Below are 19137 nucleotides of genomic sequence, written 5' to 3' on the forward strand. Positions count from 1 at the left end.
TTGTAGAGCCAGCACTAAATCCATGCAATGGCTCTTTTAAATTCAGAAATAATAACGCAACTGAAGCTCGGTCGATTTACTGAATTGTTTGAAGCTGCGCGTCTGAAAGCGGCAAATTGTAACCTAACAACTCCCAAACCGGCGGAATGCTATTTGGCATAGGTAAAAAACGCCCCAATTCCTGCCAAGGCTGATCTGGGTAGTGAAAATCTGAACCGCAGGAGCCGTGTAACTGATGCTTAGTAGCAATCCGAATCAAGTCATTGGTTAAGCTTTGCTCTTGATAACCGCTCACTATCTCCAGCGCATCACCCCCTGCTTGCGCAAAATCGCTGATCATGGCGCACATTTTAGTCCGCGTAAGTGCATATTTTGCCGGATGGGCCAATACAGCAACCCCACCCGCCTGATGAATCCACTCAATGATTTGTGACATATTAGGCCACTGATATTTAACATCTGCCGACTTGCCCGCGCCCAAATATTTTTTGAACGCAGCATTAATATTTTTAACTGCACCTATGGCCACCAAGTATTGTGCAAAATGTGGTCGACCTATGGAGCCCTCGCCCGCTAAAGCTTGGGCACCGGCGAGCGCATCTGGAAAGCCCGCTCTAACCAGCCGCTCAGCTATTGCCTGAGCACGACTATTGCGCGCATCTTCTTGAAACTTTATAGCAGCATTGAGCGCGACGGAATTCACATCAAGCCCAAGGCCTACAATATGTACGCCACCCTTACCCCAACTGCCTGAAAATTCGATACCGCTAATTAATGTTATACCTTCATCGACTGCGGCTTTTTGTGCAAACTCCAAACCAGCTATGGTATCGTGGTCCGTTATTGCAAGCACATCGACGCCCTGCGCTTTCGCGCGAGCAACAAGTGCGGCAGGGCTTAAGCTACCATCAGAAAAATGAGTGTGGCTGTGCAGATCAAAAATCACGCAAACTCCCCAGAACAATACAATTGAGGCAACCCATGACCCATGACACTCTTGATTCAAAAGAGCCTATGGACGCTACCACTGAAGGCACTATGGTAACCGAGAAGCACGCGCCTCAAGCGACTAATTCCGCTCCCAAACCCAAAAAAGAAAGCTTTTTGGCCAACTTGATGATGAACATTGTGTTGCCCACCCTGATTTTGACCAAGCTCAGCAACGATGAATATTTAGGTCCAACATGGGGCTTGGTCGTCGCGCTCGCGTTTCCTATTGGTTATGGTTTACAGGATTTTATTCGCAACCGTAAAATCAATGGCTTTTCTGCGCTCGGCATTGTGAGTGTACTGCTCACTGGCGGCATCAGTTTGCTGCATCTCGATGCAAAATATATCGCCATCAAAGAGGCGGCAATTCCTGCACTCTTGGGTATAGCAACCTTAGTCTCCACCAAGACACGCTACCCCCTGGTGAAAGTTTTTGTCTATAACGACAAGGTGCTAAAAATCCACAAAGTGGATGAAGCCTTAACGCTCCATAATTCTCACCGTCAATTTGAACGCACACTCAATACTGCATCGCTGCTTATCGCAGGTTCATTTTTCATTTCTTCTGTATTGAATTATGTGTTGGCTAAAGTTATTTTGCTGAGCCCGTCAGGCACCGCTGAATTTAATGCTGAATTAGGAAAAATGACCGCACTTAGCTATCCCGTTATTGCACTGCCTATGATGATCATTCTCATGGGTACATTGTTTTACGTTTTCCGCAGTATTAAACAGCTTACCAACTTAACCTTGGAAGAATTAATCAACGACGGCACAGACGCTTAATTTCATCAACGAGACCGCTCATGTTATACGCCATTATCAGTGAAGACATAGCCAACAGCTTAGAACTTCGCAAGACCGCTCGACCTGCTCACTTAGCGCGCCTACAAAATTTACAAGATGCTGGGCGCCTGCTTATTGCTGGCCCTCATCCCGCCATAGATAACGACAACCCTGGCGAGGCAGGCTTTACTGGCAGCCTAGTTGTCGCTGAATTTGCTTCATTGCAAGATGCACAAGCATGGGCCGACCAAGACCCCTATGTAGCAGCAGGTATTTACGCCAAGGTAATCGTAAAACCTTTTAAAAAGGTTCTTCCCTAACAACCCTGTTTCAAAACTGATTGGAGCTACAGTGAAAAAAATCACCCATGTTGGCTGCGGCCTTTTTTTGTGCCTTGGCTCGCTGCTTAGCACTTACACCATTGCCGCCGATAAATTTGTATCCGATGTTATTTATATTGTTGTGCGCAGCGATAAAAATCCACAGGCCGAGATAGTGCAAAAAAGTCTTGTGAGCGGAACGCGATTAAGCGTTATTGAAGAAGCTTTAGGCACCGACAACAGCCCATGGACCAAGGTTAAAACACCTGAGGGAACCGAAGGCTGGGTACGCAGCCAAAACCTATCAGACAAACCCACTGCCGCCATGCAGCTTGCCAAGCTCACCAGTGACGACCGCGACAAGGCGGCACTCCAACTTGAAAAAGAAAATTTGCAGCAGCAACTCACTACACTGCAAGAAGAGCATCAGCAGTTCCTCAGCGACACCGAAGATATGCGCCAAGCAGCAACCAGCGCAACCACCCTTGAGGAAGACCACCAACGCGTATTGCGTGACAATCAGATTCTGCAAACACAAGCCGATGCGCTCAAAGCTGAGAATGATCAATTGCGCGATACCGATCGTTTCAATCATTGGCTCTACGGCGGCGCTTTAGTCTTAGGCGGGATTATATTGTCGTTTATGCTGCAAGGTATTGGCCGCAGCAAGCGCAAATCAGAATGGCGCTAAGGAGCGAACTAGTATGCTAAGAAAATCTATTGCATTTATATTTACACTACTCATGATCGCAAATGTAAGTTTTGCGTCGACTTCATCTGCCACAAATAAAGCGGACAATACGCGCGTATTGATTAAAACCGATTTAGGGAGTTTTGTTGTCGAGCTTTACAATAAAGAAGCGCCAATCACGACACAAAACTTTCTAAACTATGTGGACACCAAGTTTTACGACGGCACTATTTTCCATCGAGTTGTACCCGGTTTTGTTGTACAAGGCGGCGGCATGACGTTTGATTTTAATGCGAAAGAAACAAACAAAGGCATTAAAAATGAATCATTCAATGGCCTTAGCAATGATTACAAAACACTCGCCATGGCACGCACTGCAGATCCCGACAGCGCCACCTCGCAGTTCTATATTAATTTACAAGCCAACCCCAGCCTAAACGCAACTGACACCAAGCCCGGCTACACCGTGTTCGGTAAAATTATAGAAGGCATGGAGGTTATCGAAAAAATTGCCCAAGAGCCACGCGGTATGTTTAGGGCCTATCCTGAAGCACCTAACTATGCAATACGTGTACTCTCAGCTGAGCGCCTAACCAGCGCAAGCGTCATCACGCCACCCCTGGAAAATTCGCGCATTAAAGATGCATTGGTAACCGCACCATGAGACCCACTGCACTCAGTGTCAACCTGAATAAAATTGCTTTAATTCGCAATTCGCGGCCGGGGAATTACCCCAGTGTCGTTAAGCATGGTGAGCTATGTTTAGCCGCTGGAGCCGACGGCCTAACCGTACACCCCCGCCCCGACCAGCGCCATATTCGTCCCGGTGATGTTTACGCGATCAAAGAACTGATTACTAACCACAAAGGCACTGAATTCAATATAGAAGGCAATCCTTTTGCTGAAAAAATCGGGGACTTTCCTGGTTTTATAAAACTAGTGGAAGATACTCGCCCCGAACAATGCACATTGGTACCCGACAGCAATGATCAGCTCACGTCCGATCATGGCTTCGACTTAAAAAAAGCAGCGCGAGACTTAAAACCCATCGTTCAACGATTACAAGACGCTGGCGTACGCGTTAGTCTTTTTATGGACCCAGATGTAGAGCAAATTAGCTTAGCAAAAGAGCTCGGCGCTGACCGAATTGAACTCTACACAGGGCCCTATGCTGCCGCTTACACGCAACGAGATCACGTTTTCACGACACTATTTCAACGCTACTACGCCGCCGCCGCTCATGCCGCCGATATAGGTATTGGTCTTAATGCCGGACATGATTTGAATCTAGAAAATCTCACGTATTTTCGCCAAGCCCCTGAACTGCTCGAAGTTTCAATAGGTCACGCACTGACCGTTGATGCCATCAGCATGGGCTGGAGCAATGCAGTCTCCGCATACAAAAAACTTTGCGGTTAAATGCCTTTCCTTCACTCGCACACAACAAACCATGATCACTCATGAGACATTCCCGTGACAGATAAAAACCCAACAACAACGCCTAGCCAAGACTCAGAAGTCTACAAAGCCAAAAAGCGCTTTTTCGACTCACTCATGACAGTTTATGGACGCAAAACCGTACTAGAGGCACTGGAAGATAAATCAGTAAGCATTTATCGACTACATCTCGCCAAATCCAATAAATCTGCCTCAATTGTCGATGAGATTATTAGCTTGGCACAAAAAAAAGGCGCCGAGATTCTTTATCACGAGCGCACCGCTCTTTCGCGTATTTCGAAAAATGCCACTCAAGACCAAGGAGTAGCAGCCGACCTGCAATTGCCAGGCTACCAAACCTTCGAACAATTTTTAGAGCAGCCCCCCAAGAAAAATTACCGCCTACTTGCACTTGATGGCATCACCAACCCACAAAATTTAGGCATGATTATTCGCTCAGCCTGTGCAGGAAACATCGATGGCATATTGTTACCAATGAAAGGAAATGCGCAGATCGACCCACTCGTTATTAAAGCCAGTGCAGGCACGCTTTTTCGCGCACCCATTTTGCGCTGTCAAAATCTATCGCAAGCCTTGCAACAATTCATCGCAAAGGGAGCGGTAGCCTGCGCCCTCTCCTCTCATACCGAAAAACAACTTAGTACCTTCACTCCAACAACTCCCGCTATCTATGTCTTGGGCAATGAGACCCACGGTGTTTCAGCTGAAGTTTTTGCGCTGTGCGCAGAAAAAGTAAAAATCCCCATGAATAATGGCGTCGAGTCACTGAATGTCGCAGTGACTGCTGCACTTATCGCATTTAGAGATTTGCTATAAACACTTAATTTTTAAACCCCAACTGAAAAGTTAAAAATCGAGTAGGAGGAGGCCTCACGGCCTCCGTCCTCACACACCACCGTACATGCGTTGGTCGCATACGGCGGTTCTGGTGGTAAATTTAATAACGCGTAATTCTCTCGCAAGCTGTACAAGCCTTGCTCCTTAAACCATGCATTCGACAGCGCTTGATTAATCACTGGATTTCTCGATAACCGCCACCAACCTTTCGAGGACATGGCCAGCTGCCACGTCAGAGTTGCTTTCACACCCAAGCTAATAATCCAACTTGCAATGCTGTAGCTTCGCTTGCGTTGCTTGAGTCGATAACACCGCAATCGCCGCCTGATCCATTCGTCCAGACTTTGCAATTTTGTGCTTAATCTCGCCAAGCGAAAATAGTGCAGTCATCCCCTCAAGAATTGATTCAACTCCGAAATAACCTGCTCGAACGCGCGCCCCCGGTTTCGGTACGTCAGCTCCCTCACTCGTCGCTTCATGCGCACTTGTGTCTTCGGCGATAGCGCCAAATCACCACTCTTGTGAATGCGGTAACCTAGAAATTGTCGCTCACTCACCAATGCGCAGGCACTTTTAAGATCGTTGACCTTGAGTTTGAGTTTGCTTTCGATAAAACCTTTGACGCTGGTCATGACCCGTTCTGCTGCTGCCTGACTGCTGACATAAATGTTGCAGTCGTCGGCGTAGCGACAAAATGTGTGACCGCGCCGTTCAAGCTCTTTATCCAGTTCGTCCAATACAATATTGGATAGCAGAGGCGACAAGGGACCGCCCTGCGGTGTACCCTTTTGTCGTTGCTCTACCAGTCCGTTTTGTAACAAGTCTGCCGTTAAATAGCGACGGATCAATGTCAGTACATGCTTATCGTTTATTGCTTTCGATAAGCGCGACATCAACCGATCATGATTGACGCTATCAAAATATTTCTCCAAGTCCACATCCACCACATAGACTTTTCCGCTTTTCACGTAGGCACTCGCTTGTTTTAACGCGTCATGCGCGCTGCGCTTCGGGCGAAATCCATAGCTGGAATTCGAGAAGTGCGGCTCATAGAGCGGCGTTAATACTTGCGCTATCGCCTGCTGTATCCAGCGGTCGAGTACGGTGGGTATGCCCAGTTGTCTTTCGCTGCCATCGGCCTTGGGGATTTTCACGCCGCGTATCATTTGCGGGTGATAGTTTCCGTCGAGCAGTTGTTGGCGAAACTCACGGGCATTGTTGTGTGAACGCAACCAGTGTTCAGTGGTTTCAATCGTTAACCGATCCACACCTGCTGCGCCTTTGTTGCGTTTGACTTGTTTGAATGCGCTGTTTGAGTTTGATGGGGCGCAGATTGCGTCCATCAGTTCATTACTCATTATCAAGACTCGTGTTTTCTTTTCGCCTATGTTGCTTACTGCTCTTGATTGCATCGAGTTTCGGTGCCGCCGTTACCCAATACAAACGAGCGATGAAAAAAAACTACTCGCTTCATTTTTTTTCACCCTTTGCTGCCGCACCACAACCCAGAGAGCGGACTCACTGCTTCTTGCTACTACCAGTTCAGGTCTTCGTTATTCTTGTACGTCGAATAACTACTATGCCCTCTGCTGACTTCTTGCTATGCATCATTCACCATCGCTGACGAATTAGTTTCTCGCGAAACACACAACAAGATCTCCCGAGGTAAGACGACAATCTTTCACAAGGCAACGCCAGATCTACTGCTACACACGTCCGGTCGAGGTTAGGGTTATTTGTCTATGGCCAAGTTACCCCGCTGTAACAGCCTAACTATCTGATTTATACCTAGCTTCGCTCCTACCCTTCGGGCCAGCTAAAGCTGTTCAACACTTCGCTTTTGTCTGTTCGTCATCACCTTGCTTTGCCATTTGGTTACCGTTCCCTTCGGTCACTTTCGCTTCGCTCATGGTTTCCGCTGCGCTACAACTCCTTCAGATTCCACCTCACGATGGACACCCTTGCATAGGCTAGTGCTTCCTCCTCGACGAGGCGCACAGAGGACTTTCACCTCCTAGAATGTCGCCATGCTCGGCGCACCACTAAGAAAAAGGGTACTGCGGCACCCTTTTTGGTTTTTATCAAGCTTTTACTCTGGGCGCATGTGCGGGAACAGCAGCACATCGCGAATAGACGGTGCATTCGCAAACAGCATAATTAAACGGTCAATACCTATCCCTTGCCCTGCAGTAGGCGGCAAACCGTATTCCAGTGCACGTACAAAATCAGCATCGTAATGCATAGCCTCATCGTCACCCGCATCTTTTTCGCGCACTTGCTGCATGAAACGCTCAGCTTGGTCTTCTGCGTCATTCAACTCAGAGAAACCGTTGGCTAATTCACGGCCGCCAATAAAGAATTCAAAACGATCGGTTACCGCAGGGTTGTGATCGCTACGGCGCGCCAGTGGCGACACCTCAATTGGGTATTCCGTAATGAAGGTCGGCTGATCCAATTTATGTTCAACTGTTTCTTCAAAGATTTCGATATGAATTTTACCCAAACCGTAAGAGTCTTTAACCTTAATACCCAGCGCTTTAGCTGCTGCTGTCGCGCCTTCCAAAGTGCTTAATTGCTCAGCACTAATGTGCGGGTTGTATTGCAGTACAGCATCAAATACAGACAAACGAGTAAAAGGCTTGCCGAAATCATATTCGCTGTCTTGGTATTTCAAAACTGTCGTACCCATGACTTCTTGAGACATTTTACGCAGCATGTCTTCCGTTAAATCCATCAAGTCTTTGTAGTCGGCATAGGCTTGATAAAATTCCATCATGGTGAATTCTGGATTGTGACGAGTCGATACACCCTCATTGCGGAAGTTGCGGTTAATTTCAAACACACGTTCAAAACCACCAACAACCAAACGCTTCAAATACAACTCAGGCGCAATACGCAAGTACATTTCCATATCCAGTGCGTTGTGATGCGTAACAAACGGCTTAGCCGATGCGCCACCGGGAATTACATGGAGCATGGGTGTCTCCACTTCCATGAAATCTCGCCCGACCATATAGCTACGAATGAAGTTAATGCACTTAGAGCGCAAACGGAAGGTATCGCGCACTTCAGGGTTTACTATCAAATCCACATAGCGCTGGCGATAGCGAATTTCTTGATCATTCAAACCGTGGTATTTATCGGGTAGCGGGCGCAGTGCTTTGGTGAGCAGCTTAAAATCCTCGCAGTTCACATACAAATCACCCTTACCTGATTTGTGTAGCGCGCCTTTTACGCCAACGATATCGCCCAAATCCCACAGGCCCCATTTTTCCTTTATTACTTCTTGCGCGGCTTTATCAGCGTACAACTGAATGCTGCCCTCGCCGTCTTGCAATACAAAAAATGGACCGCGCTTCGCCATAATGCGACCAGCTACACTCACTTGATGATTGAGCGTTTCTAATTCTTCTTTGGTCTTTTCACCATGAGTCGCTTGCAGATCGACGCTTTTGTCGCCGCGACGGAAGTCATTGGGGAAGGCATTACCCTTTTCGCGGATTGCATCAAGCTTACTGCGACGCTCCGCAATGAGTTTGTTTTCTTCTTGCGCTGGCTGTGCGGGAGTATTTTCGTTGCTCATAGTCTTCACTGATCTTTTATAAAGGTGAAATGAAAAATAACGGTAAAAAGTAGTTAATTCAATTTGCCCTTAGGGCTTACAAACCAGCCTTTAAACTCTCAACCATAAATTGATCGAGGGCACCGTCTAACACGGCTTGGCAATTGCTCGTTTGCACATTGGTGCGCAAATCTTTAATGCGTGAATCATCCAATACGTAGGAGCGAATTTGACTGCCCCAGCCAATATCAGATTTGCTATCTTCAAGCGCTTGCTTTTCGGCATTGCGCTTTTGCATTTCGTGCTCGTACATTTTTGCACGCAGCATTTTATAAGCTTGATCACGATTCGCGTGTTGCGAGCGTTCATTCTGGCACTGCACCACAATATTGGTGGGGATATGGGTGATCCGCACCGCTGAGTCAGTTTTGTTAATGTGCTGACCACCGGCACCGCTCGCGCGATAGGTGTCTATGCGTAGATCTGATGGGTTGATATCAATTTCAATGTCATCGTCAATTTCAGGGGATACGAAAACCGAGCAAAATGATGTGTGACGACGGTTACCTGAGTCAAAGGGTGATTTGCGCACTAGGCGATGAACACCCGTTTCAGTGCGTAGCCAACCAAAGGCGTATTCACCTTCGTAGCGAATAGTCGCGCTCTTAATACCCGCAACATCACCTTCAGAACATTCTTCAAGAGTAGTTTTAAAACCTTTCGCTTCGCCCCAACGCAAATACATGCGCAACACAATTTCGGCCCAATCTTGCGCTTCGGTGCCGCCAGAACCTGACTGAATATCAAGATATGCATTGTTAGGGTCCATTTCACCCGAAAACATGCGGCGAAACTCTAACTCTTGTAGCTGTTCGTCTAAGCGCGTAATTTCAGCTTGAACATCCGCCACACTAGCTTCGTCATTCTCTTCTACTGCCATATCGAGCAATTCGCGGCAATCGCTTACGCCCGCACCCAAATCGTCGATGGTTTTCACTACGTTTTCAAGTGATGCACGCTCGCGACCTAGGGCCTGGGCACGCTCGGGCTTCTCCCATACATCTGCCTCACCAAGTTCTAGCTCAACTTCCGCTAAGCGCTCTTGCTTAGTCGCGTAGTCAAAGATACCCCCTAAGCACATTGGTGCGCTCAGTGAGGTCTTTTAATGCATTTAATAGGGGGTTAATTTCCATGATCTGGTTTAATTTCTATAGAGTTGACGCCCAACAGGGCAAGAAAATGCGAGGCGCGCATTCTACATGAGAAGGGCAAGGAGGCCAAATCACGCAACAGAAATAACACGCCAGTAATGACGCAATAGATAGATGCACTCATCTTTAGGCTAGAGTCGAATTATCCATGTTTTTTACCGTGAATATGATGATCACTAAACGCCGCAATAGCAGAAACACTTCTACACTCAAGATTGTCTTTACATTTGATGACACATGTAATCGATTACAAGGCACATCGAACGTAGTATCATTCCCTCAGCCAAACTGCCCATTAAGTGATCAATAATAATCTTGGAGTGAAAATGTCATATTTAACACTGACCATTAAAAGTATTAGCTGCCTCAGCTTAAGCCTAATACTTAGCGCTTGCGGTGGTGGCGGATCAACACCACAACCCAACAAATCTTCTACGCCCATAGCGAGCTCTTTAGCTGCATCTAGCACTGTGGCAGTTTCAAGTATTGCTCCCTCAAGCCCCCCCCCCCTTTCCAGTAGTAGTGCACTGCCTAGCTCCACGCCCTTATCAAGCACGGCAGCCAGCAGCTCTGCCGCAAGCCTCGGCAACGCGATTAACGCAAAATTAATCGATCCAAATGCCAGCGCTAAAACGCAAGCGGTTTACGACTACTTACGCTCTATTTGGGGCAAGAAAACGCTCTCCGGCCAGCAAGATCTCACTTGGCAAGATGCAATTGATATGTATCAACGGGTTGCCGATGACACAGGTAAAGCGCCGGCAGTTATGGGTTACGACTTTATGAATTACACCCGCAGTTGGGGCGGTTCAGGCTATCAACAAACAGAAGAGGCAATTACCCATTGGAATCGCGGTGGATTGGTTTCACTGTGCTGGCATTGGCGCGACCCAAGCCGCGCGACTACAGAGTTTTATACCAACAAATCAACCTTTAAAATTCCGGTTGTAAACGGCGCCCTCGATACCAGTAGTGCCGCATATACCCAAATGAATACCGATATAGACATTATCGCGGCTGAATTAAAAACGCTACAGACTGCAGGTGTACCTGTGCTCTGGCGCCCACTGCACGAAGCGTCAGGCAATGATCAAGGAGGCTGGTTTTGGTGGGGCCGCGCTCGTACCGACGGAGTAGATCCTGCACAAGCGCAAGTTCTATTGTGGCGTCACCTTTATGATCGCCTTACTAATACCCATGGTTTGCACAATTTAATTTGGGTTTGGAATGGACAGAAAAAATCTTGGTACCCTGGCGATGCTTATGTCGATATTGTGAGCCAAGATGTTTATGACGGCGCGAAGCGATACGGCTCGCAAATTAGCCTGTTCAATGCAGCAACAGCCTACTCAGATTCACCCAAAATGGTGGCAATGAGTGAAAACAGTAACATACCTGACCCTGACAATATGGCGACTGACAAGGCCCAATGGTTGTGGTTTATGGTGTGGAATGACAGTGACACCGCTGCAGGCGTTACAGACTCTGGCAACTTTTGGACGGGCGAGTATTACAACACCAATGCCCATAAAACCAAGGTTTACAATCACAATGATGTGATCACATTGGATGAATTACCAACGTTTTAAGTGCGCTCGATAAGACCAAGCGAAACCAATAACCCCCCTCATCGCGAGGGGGATTAACGTTGAGGCCTCTACCCTCTTCAATAATTAAAGCCCCTTAAGCCAACTGATCAATACCTCCTTTTCTTGCGCAGTTAAATGTCCATTAAGCGGCATAGGTCGCAGCTTTTCTTCGAAGATTTTTTGTTCCATTAATGTTTTACCTTCCTGCTTCGCCAACCAACGAGCCGAGCTGAGCAACATATTTGTAGGCTGCTGCAATTCATTGTGACAACTGGCGCAATGCTGCTGCAAAACAGCATTAACTGCCGCGGGCGGCACCACAGATGCAATAGTTACTGGCTTTTGTGCTAATACTTTCTGAGGCTGATAAGGGTCACCTGTCGACAGCCGCAAAATGGCGGCATTGCGATCATCAACAATAAACAAACTTCCATCTTGCGCCTGAGTTAAACCCACAGGCGCCCCCTCTGGTCGCACCCCTTCAATTTCATTCCATTGAGAAATAACTTCTTGATGCTGTGCAACATAATTAGACGCATCACCTGCTCTGTCTTTTTGCGTCGCCTTATTTGTTACAGAGACAGAATAAAACCCACCTTTTGGATTGAATAAATGTTTGGTGTATTCACCCTCAGATACTGTCGGTGCACGCCAAAAATACGCACGCTCCTGCAACAGGGGGCGGCCTTTTGTATCCACCTCATAACTGACTAAGCGGTTACCCACAATTCGATAACCATGCCAGCTCATCAGTAGTCGATTGTGTAAGTTCGGCAATTTTGCATGGGTGTAATACAGCATATCCAAGGGAGCCGCATGCGGCGGCAGCAAGGTCCAGGGCCCTTGGTAATTCTCCGCGTTGCACTCACCACCCGCTAAGCTGACGTGATGGTTATAGCACAACGGCCAACCGTAAAACTTACCACCATCAATAATGTTAAGTTCTTCATAAGGCTCATCAGCATCAGGTAAATCAATACTATTCTCTGCCTGTAAAATAGTTCCTGATGAGTGCACAACCAGCGCCATAGAGTTGCGTAAACCCCGCCCTATAATTTCAAAATCCGCTCCATAACTATCGGTTTTGGCCGCATAACTATACCGGCGAATACTGGCTTCAGTGCCATCCATACAATTCGTTAAGGTCGCCTTTTTGGCGCAGCGATCCGACGAACTGCCAATATTTACCAGCAAATTCCCCCTCCTATCAAAAGTGAAGTTTTTGAGTGGATGCAAATACTCCGTCGCAAAAGGCAGTCCATCTATCACAACCTGCTGATTAACCATTTCACCATTTTCCCATTCAAAACGAGAAATACGGTTAGCTTCACTAAAATAGATCTTCCCCAAAGGGCCGATCAAAATTTTGTGTGGTAAATTTAAGCCAGTGCGTAAAATTTTTAGCTCAGTGCTTTTTTGAGGATAATCTAACAACAGTAATTTCCCCTGCTTAGGCGACCACCCACCCATATCGAGAATCAATAACTTACCATCAGGTGTTTGCACCAAGCTGCGCGGCATACGCAAACCATTCGTTGCATCACGTTTCACCACTAACCCCAAGCAAGTATCAGCTTGAGTAACCACTGGTAATTGCGCAAAACCATCGCATAGTGTTTTTAGGGGTTGGTATGAACCCGCATAGATAAATGAACTCGAAAACAGTAATGACGCCACCAAGATGGCAGTTACAACAAATTCACGTTTAAGATATTTAACGAGCGAGATCTGAAACATAAAACTCCTTCTACCACTTTTAAAAAATTACACCCACAAAAGGTAAAAAACCCGAAGAGCCATGCTCATCGGGCCTCCAAATTCAAACGACTGAACACCTAGTCATCTGATATTTCAATATCAGGCATAGCCTGAGCAGCGAGATTGTGCAGCCATAAGTTCGCGGCCAATTTGCGCGCTATAGTACGATACAACTGGCTCACATTTGATTCCGCATCAGCCGCTACCGAGGGTACGCCACGATCTGCATCAGCGCGAATTGATAGGTCCAGCGGCAGAGAGCCCAGCAATTCTGTTTGATAATCCTGTGCAATACGTGCACCGCCACCTGCGCCGAAAATATGCTCTTCATGCCCACAATTGGAGCAAGTGTGGAGCGCCATATTTTCAATCACACCAAGCACTGGCACATTTACTTTACGAAACATCTCTATGCCTTTTTTTGCATCCAGCAAGGCAATATCTTGCGGAGTAGTCACCACTACCGAGCCTGTCACTGGCACTTTTTGGGCCAGTGTAATTTGGATGTCGCCCGTACCCGGCGGCATGTCAATAATTAAATAATCGAGATTATCCCAGCGAGTTTGCATGAGCAGCTGTTGCAACGCACCGCTCACCATAGGGCCGCGCCACATAACGGGAGTCTCTTCGGTAACCAAATAACCCATAGAGATAGACTGAATACCATGAGCGCTAATCGGCAACATTTGCTGCTTGCCCTGCTCACCCACCACATCGGGGCGACGCTGACCAATACCTAACATCTGCGGCTGGCTCGGGCCATAAATATCCGCATCGAGAATACCTACGCGCGCACCTTCAACCGCTAGCGCCAAGGCCAAGTTAACCGCTGTCGTCGACTTGCCTACCCCACCTTTACCGGACGCCACCGCAATAATATTTTTCACGCCAGTAATCGCCTGCTGAGAGTTTGCGGCGCTGTTTGCCGCAACCGCCCAATCTATATCAACAGACAAATCTTCAATTGTATCCAGCGCCAAAAGAGCTTCATTAATTGCTTCAGCCAAAGACGCACTGATACTTTGGGCAGGGTAACCCAGCTTAATGGCGACATACACTTCAGCGCCATTAATCTTAATTTGCTCTACCACCCCTAAACACATGAGATCGCGCCCAAGGGTCGGCTCTATTACCTGAGCCAATACGGCCTCTACATCAGCAACACCTAAAACAGTCACGATTAATCTCCCGTTGAGTAGCTTAAAAATACCTGCGCGCACCCTAACAAAAAAGGGTGCCCAAGGGCACCCTTTTTCACTTCACGTTTGACTTAGTCTGCTTCAGCTAAAGCATCTAGGTCATCGTGATCATGTTGATGATCCTTTGCTAGCAGCATATAGACCGATGGCAAGACAAACAGGGTAAAGAAAGTCCCGATTGTCATGCCCAACACCAGCACTATACCAATCGAATTACGCGCCTCTGCACCTGCACCTGCCGCAAATATCAACGGTGTATGGCCCGCAATGGTGGCTACACTGGTCATCATTACCGGACGCAAACGCAGTGTCGAAGCTTCGCGAATTGCATCTAATTTTGCCGTGCCCTGCTCTTGCAATTTATTGGCAAATTCCACCACCAAAATCCCGTTACGAGCGATCAGCCCCATGAGTGTTACCAAGCCAACTTGTGAGTAAATATTAAGCGTGCTGGTAAATCCATCGGTAAAGAAGGGAATCGGCATTGGAATTTTCCAAAAGGTAAATAACAAAGCACCAAACATGGCTAAGGGGACAGAACCGGCCAAAATAACCAAGGGGTCACGGAAGCTGTTGTATTGTGCCGCCAATACCAAAAAGATCATCACAATCGCCATTATAAATGCAGGCAGGAAGGTGTTGCCCTCACGAACCAGCTGGCGCGACTCGCCGGTGTAATCAATGGTGTAACTTTTAGGCAAGATTTTACGGGTTTCCTGCTCAAGAAACGCCAAGGCTTCGCCTAGCGGCACACCCGGAACACCACTAATTTTCACGGCATTCAATTGCTGCATACGATTGATAGAGCGCGGCTCAGTACTGTGGCTCATGCTGGCAACTTGGTCCAGACGAATTAAAGTACCTTCCGGACCCGTCACATAAAGACTCGCAAGATCATCAGGTGTTAAGCGCTCTACACGCTTCACCTGAGGAATTACCTTATAGCTCTGCCCTGCCATATTAAAACGGTTGACATAACCCCCACCTAACAATGTACCTACATCATTGGTGACTGTGCGTAAATCCAAACCGAGATCAGCAACTTTTTCACGGTCAATCGTTAATTTGTAATCAGGCTGGTCCACTTTTACATCCAGAGTTTGGAAATAAAACTTGCCAGACTTCGCCATAATCTCTTGAACCTTTAAGGCGTAATCGTAAATCTCTTTCACATCTGCCGTAGACGCTAATACAAACTCAACCGGGAATTGACCACCACCGGGTAATGCAGGTGGCGTGATGGGTAGAATTCTTACACCCGAAACTGCCGCCAATTTTTGTTGCACTTCCGGCATAATTTGAAACACATCGCGGTCGCGTTCTGCCCATGGTTTAGTCACCATCCCCGAAAAGCCACCGGTAGGAAAGGTTAGCTGAAAGGTAAAGTCTGTTTCAGGAATGCTCATGAAGGCTTCATTCACTTGCTTACCGTAAAACGATGCTTGATCGACCGTCGAGTTAGCTTGGGAATCCACTATGCCAAAAATAACACCCTGATCTTCCGTTGGTGCCAACTCTTTAGGTGACATGCTATAGAGCGGAATACACAGCAGTGTTATACCCACCCAAAAAATATAAACGCCAGTACGATTTTCTAAACTCGCACCCAGCTTACGGCTATACCACTCACGGAAGCGTTCAAAAGGTTTTTCAAGCGGGGCCTTCAAACCCGTATGCGGCTTAAGCATGCGTGAGCCAAGCATCGGTGAAAGTGTGATGGCAACAATGGCAGAAATCGTTACTGCACCGGCAAGGGTAATTGCAAATTCGCGAAACAGTGAGCCAATCAAACCACCCTGTAAGCCGATTGGAATATAAACCGACGCAAGTGTAACTGTCATGGCCAAAATAGGCCCTGCAAGCTCGCGCGCTGACACTATTGCCGCCCTGAAAGGTTTCATTCCATCTTGAATATGACGCTCGATGTTTTCCACCATGACGATGGCATCGTCCACCACTAAACCCACGCAGAGCACAATCGACAACAGCGTAATCAAATTCAGTGAGAAACCGCAAACCTGCATAATAAAGAGCGCGCCCACCAAGGACAGGGGGATAGCCAATACGGGAATAATGATTGAGCGGCTAAAACCAAGAAACAGAAAAATTACGATGACAATAATTAAGAGAGTTTCACTCAGTGTCTTAATGACTTCATGGATAGCTGCATCAATATACTGAGTAGAATCATAAGCAACCGTACCGGACAATCCACTCGGCAACTCAGCTTGAATCGCTTTCATTTCTTTATTAACGGCTTTCATCACATCCAGCGCGTTGGCATTGGGGGCAACCCACACTCCCATAAATACCGCGGTATCGCCGGAGTAGTTCACCACTACGTCGTAATTTTCTGCACCCAAGGCCACATCAGCAATGTCGCTAAGACGAATCGTTCCCTCTGCTGAGTTGCGAATGACCAAGCGTTTAAAATCGTCCACATTTTTTAAATCAGTATCGGCGCGCAAATTGACTTGGGTATAACTACCGCGTGTTTGCCCTACGGCTGCCTGCACATTATTCGCCGCTAGCGCCGCGCGCACTTGCACCGGCGTCACATTAAGCGCAGCCATGCGTTCAGGCTTCAGCCAAATGCGCATCGCAAAGGTTCTTCCACCTAATACATCGGCTTTTTGCACACCGGCTACCGCCGTTAAGCGCGGCTGTACTGAACGGGTTAGAAACTCAGTGATTTGATTTTGACCGAGTATTTCAGAGCTAAAACTCAAATAAGCAGCGGCAAATTGCGAATCTGCCGCCTCAATGCGTATAGCGGGAACTTCCGCTTCTGGCGGCAGATCGCCACGCACCTGATTTACTTTGGCGGAAATTTCCGTCATGGCCTTGAGTGGGTCATAGTTCAAACGCAAGTGCGCTGTCACCGTAGAGCTACCCATAGCACTTTGTGATTCGATGTAATCAATACCGCCTGCTGAGGCTATAGCACGCTCAATCGGTGTTGTAATAAAGCCACGCACTAATTCGGCGTTGGCACCCACATAAACAGTATTAATAATAATGACGGAGATATCACTGCGCGGGTATTGACGAACCGTTAAGTTCGACCCCGCCTGAATCCCTAGAATTAAAATAAGCAGGCTCACCACTATGGCGAGTACCGGGCGCTTAATAAAAATATCGGTAAATTTCATAAGTTAGGCTCGTGGCAGCTTATGGATTAAGAGGTGTGTTGCGCCGCAATGAGGGCGCAACCTAATGAATGCTTGATGTAATCCTTCGCTTAACTATCAGCGGGGGCTGGGTCCAATTTAAACTCGGGCATAGGTTTTTCGCCGATCATTACTTTCTGGCCATTTAAGAGTTTAAATGCACCTGCTGCTGCAACGACATCACCCGCCTTTAAGCCTTCAACAACTTCTACAAAATCGCCGCGCGACTTACCTAAGCGCACAAATTGTTGGCGCGCCTTAAAGCTGCCCGCTTGCTCACCTGGCTCAATGATAAAAACGGTATCGCCAAAGGGGGCATAAATAACCGCCGTGCTCGGTACTGCCAAAACAGCTTGTGGCTCCGACAGGGTTACTGTTGTCTCTACTGCCATGCCAGGAATCAATTGGTTTTTATCGTTGTTCAAATAAGATTGCACAATCGCACTGCGCGTAACAGGGCTAATTTCTGCAGCGATTGCGGTGATTTCACCCGCCATAACCGCATCAGAACCGTCACCGACATTAATGCTCACCGGTAAGCCACGCGACATTTGTACTAGCCAAAATTGCGGCACAGGGAAATTAACCCGTACACTGTTAGTGGCTTGCAGTGAAACAATTTCGCCGCCTACTTGTAAGTCTTCACCCAAATCTACTTTGCGGATGCCGAGACGACCATTAAAGGGCGCGCGCACAACTTTTTTCTCAAGAGTGGTTTTCAGGTTATCCACATCGCCTTGCGCAGATTCCATTTGTTGAACTGCCGTGTCCAAATCGTTTTGCGATACCGAGTTGGTTTTGCGCAACTGCACTAAGCGCTCATGGCTCGATTTTGTTAAGCGCAAACGCGCTTCAGCCGCACTCAGCTGCGCTTTTTCGTTACCAGATTCTTGCACCAAAATAACGGTGCCTTTTTTAACTTGCTCGCCTGATTTGAAGTTAATAGTTTGCACCTTACCCGCCACTTCAGCAGAGATCACAATCCCCTCAGAGGCCTCAACAGTGCCCATAGAGCTAAAGGAATTGGGCCAATGCTGCTCTTCGGCCGTAAAGGTACTCACGGTCTCCGAAGGTACCGGAGTGTTCTCCCCCGCTTGAACCATGGCGGCAATTTGCCCGCCCTTGATGCCGCCAACAAGCAACACAATCCCGATAAGGCTTGCGACTGCAATACCGATTGATTTCACATTGTTCATAATCGAAGAACCATTAGTAGTAAGAAAACAGGAATAAAGCTGAAGGGCACATTTGGAGACTTAGGCTCGCAGGGTTCATGCTCCTTGAATCAGACGGGGAAATTGTTGCATAACCCCCTCACAAACAAATACCGACTTTTGTCACAATTTGTAACAGAGTAGACCTTAATTTAGGGCCGTTGTCCAGTCTACAGACCATGTGGTCGGTGGCATCATAAGGGGTTAACGGCCTCAGACCAACTACTAACCCATGCTTACAACCGATTCATGACAATCATCATGGCTAGGCGCTCATTATGACCTGACAAGTGTCAGATACTGGCAGTAGCAATCCACATCTATACGAAGAAAAGAGACTCGGAGATAATGC

At 47.4% G+C, this 19137-nt stretch carries 16 protein-coding genes; 7 read left to right on the forward strand and 9 right to left on the reverse strand.

The features are described 5' to 3' along the window. Positions 1-76: 76 nt before the first annotated feature. A complete protein-coding gene (locus tag AC0KUT_RS11730) occupies positions 77-946 on the reverse strand; it encodes a PHP domain-containing protein (protein ID WP_488830094.1) in 870 nt (289 codons plus the stop codon). Between the two features lie 92 nt (positions 947-1038). Between AC0KUT_RS11730 and AC0KUT_RS11735 the strand changes: the two genes are divergently transcribed. The 6 genes from AC0KUT_RS11735 (at position 1039) to AC0KUT_RS11760 (ending at position 5061) form a co-directional block, all read left to right on the forward strand. Next, complete coding sequence (locus AC0KUT_RS11735) at positions 1039-1776, forward strand: VC0807 family protein (RefSeq protein WP_488835734.1); 738 nt, start codon at positions 1039-1041, stop codon at positions 1774-1776. 20 nt (positions 1777-1796) lie between these two features. Continuing rightward, positions 1797-2096, forward strand: coding sequence for a YciI family protein (locus tag AC0KUT_RS11740; RefSeq protein WP_488830095.1), 300 nt, complete (start codon positions 1797-1799; stop codon positions 2094-2096). Between the two features lie 31 nt (positions 2097-2127). Continuing rightward, complete coding sequence (locus tag AC0KUT_RS11745) at positions 2128-2787, forward strand: TIGR04211 family SH3 domain-containing protein (protein WP_488830097.1); 660 nt, start codon at positions 2128-2130, stop codon at positions 2785-2787. Between the two features lie 13 nt (positions 2788-2800). After that, complete coding sequence (locus tag AC0KUT_RS11750) at positions 2801-3451, forward strand: peptidylprolyl isomerase (protein ID WP_488830098.1); 651 nt, start codon at positions 2801-2803, stop codon at positions 3449-3451. Beyond that, positions 3448-4206 carry a pyridoxine 5'-phosphate synthase gene (locus AC0KUT_RS11755; RefSeq protein WP_488830100.1) on the forward strand — a complete coding sequence of 253 codons (759 nt, stop codon included), beginning with the start codon at positions 3448-3450 and terminating at the stop codon, positions 4204-4206. The genes AC0KUT_RS11750 and AC0KUT_RS11755 overlap by 4 nt, the downstream gene beginning before the upstream one ends. 135 nt (positions 4207-4341) lie before the next feature. Further along, positions 4342-5061, forward strand: coding sequence for a TrmH family RNA methyltransferase (locus tag AC0KUT_RS11760; RefSeq protein WP_488835736.1), 720 nt, complete (start codon positions 4342-4344; stop codon positions 5059-5061). A gap of 276 nt (positions 5062-5337) precedes the next feature. On the opposite strand, the gene AC0KUT_RS11765 is transcribed toward AC0KUT_RS11760, so the two are convergent. From AC0KUT_RS11765 to prfB, 4 genes are all read right to left on the reverse strand, one after another. After that, positions 5338-5472: a hypothetical protein gene (locus AC0KUT_RS11765; protein ID WP_488830101.1), complete on the reverse strand. Its 135-nt coding sequence runs from the start codon at positions 5470-5472 to the stop codon at positions 5338-5340. Next, on the reverse strand, positions 5469-6440 hold the full coding sequence (ltrA, locus tag AC0KUT_RS11770) for a group II intron reverse transcriptase/maturase (protein WP_488830103.1): 972 nt from the start codon (positions 6438-6440) through the stop codon (positions 5469-5471). Before ltrA ends, AC0KUT_RS11765 begins: the two co-directional genes overlap by 4 nt. Before the next feature lie 731 nt (positions 6441-7171). Beyond that, positions 7172-8665: a lysine--tRNA ligase gene (lysS, locus tag AC0KUT_RS11775; protein ID WP_488830104.1), complete on the reverse strand. Its 1494-nt coding sequence runs from the start codon at positions 8663-8665 to the stop codon at positions 7172-7174. A gap of 76 nt (positions 8666-8741) precedes the next feature. Next, positions 8742-9837 (reverse strand): peptide chain release factor 2 gene (prfB, locus tag AC0KUT_RS11780; protein ID WP_488830105.1). Its coding sequence is split into 2 segments (ribosomal slippage): positions 8742-9764 and positions 9766-9837, totalling 1095 coding nucleotides; the frame shifts between segments, so codons are not numbered across the junction. Between the two features lie 344 nt (positions 9838-10181). On the opposite strand from prfB, the gene AC0KUT_RS11785 reads away from it, so the two are divergent. Further along, a complete protein-coding gene (locus AC0KUT_RS11785) occupies positions 10182-11444 on the forward strand; it encodes a glycosyl hydrolase (RefSeq protein WP_488830106.1) in 1263 nt (420 codons plus the stop codon). A gap of 84 nt (positions 11445-11528) precedes the next feature. Here AC0KUT_RS11785 and AC0KUT_RS11790 read toward each other — a convergent pair whose 3' ends face one another. The 4 genes from AC0KUT_RS11790 to AC0KUT_RS11805 all read right to left on the reverse strand — a co-directional run bounded on the left by AC0KUT_RS11790 (position 11529) and on the right by AC0KUT_RS11805 (position 18767). Beyond that, positions 11529-13181, reverse strand: coding sequence for a PQQ-dependent sugar dehydrogenase (locus tag AC0KUT_RS11790; RefSeq protein WP_488830108.1), 1653 nt, complete (start codon positions 13179-13181; stop codon positions 11529-11531). Positions 13182-13279: 98 nt separating this feature from the next. Further along, positions 13280-14383 carry an iron-sulfur cluster carrier protein ApbC gene (apbC, locus tag AC0KUT_RS11795; RefSeq protein ID WP_488835738.1) on the reverse strand — a complete coding sequence of 368 codons (1104 nt, stop codon included), beginning with the start codon at positions 14381-14383 and terminating at the stop codon, positions 13280-13282. Positions 14384-14472: 89 nt separating this feature from the next. Further along, complete coding sequence (locus AC0KUT_RS11800; protein ID WP_488830109.1) at positions 14473-17553, reverse strand: efflux RND transporter permease subunit; 3081 nt, start codon at positions 17551-17553, stop codon at positions 14473-14475. An 89-nt stretch (positions 17554-17642) separates the two neighbouring features. Next, positions 17643-18767 (reverse strand): efflux RND transporter periplasmic adaptor subunit, encoded by a 1125-nt coding sequence (locus AC0KUT_RS11805; protein ID WP_488830111.1) that lies wholly within the window; start codon positions 18765-18767, stop codon positions 17643-17645. Between the last annotated feature and the right edge of the window lie 370 nt (positions 18768-19137).

The sequence above is a fragment of the Cellvibrio sp. 25HG11W-0 genome, from assembly GCF_057815475.1.

Excerpts from the sequence above, each read along its gene's own strand:
- AC0KUT_RS11800 (WP_488830109.1), bottom strand. The coding sequence starts at position 17,553 with ATGAAATTTACCGATATTTTTATTAAGCGCCCGGTACTCGCCATAGTG.
- AC0KUT_RS11765 (WP_488830101.1), bottom strand. The coding sequence starts at position 5,472 with ATGACTGCACTATTTTCGCTTGGCGAGATTAAGCACAAAATTGCAAAG.
- AC0KUT_RS11755 (WP_488830100.1), top strand. The coding sequence starts at position 3,448 with ATGAGACCCACTGCACTCAGTGTCAACCTGAATAAAATTGCTTTAATT.
- AC0KUT_RS11790 (WP_488830108.1), bottom strand. The coding sequence starts at position 13,181 with ATGTTTCAGATCTCGCTCGTTAAATATCTTAAACGTGAATTTGTTGTA.
- AC0KUT_RS11740 (WP_488830095.1), top strand. The coding sequence starts at position 1,797 with ATGTTATACGCCATTATCAGTGAAGACATAGCCAACAGCTTAGAACTT.
- AC0KUT_RS11760 (WP_488835736.1), top strand. The coding sequence starts at position 4,342 with ATGACAGTTTATGGACGCAAAACCGTACTAGAGGCACTGGAAGATAAA.
- ltrA (WP_488830103.1), bottom strand. The coding sequence starts at position 6,440 with ATGAGTAATGAACTGATGGACGCAATCTGCGCCCCATCAAACTCAAAC.
- AC0KUT_RS11805 (WP_488830111.1), bottom strand. The coding sequence starts at position 18,767 with ATGAACAATGTGAAATCAATCGGTATTGCAGTCGCAAGCCTTATCGGG.
- lysS (WP_488830104.1), bottom strand. The coding sequence starts at position 8,665 with ATGAGCAACGAAAATACTCCCGCACAGCCAGCGCAAGAAGAAAACAAA.
- AC0KUT_RS11750 (WP_488830098.1), top strand. The coding sequence starts at position 2,801 with ATGCTAAGAAAATCTATTGCATTTATATTTACACTACTCATGATCGCA.
- AC0KUT_RS11785 (WP_488830106.1), top strand. The coding sequence starts at position 10,182 with ATGTCATATTTAACACTGACCATTAAAAGTATTAGCTGCCTCAGCTTA.
- AC0KUT_RS11735 (WP_488835734.1), top strand. The coding sequence starts at position 1,039 with ATGGTAACCGAGAAGCACGCGCCTCAAGCGACTAATTCCGCTCCCAAA.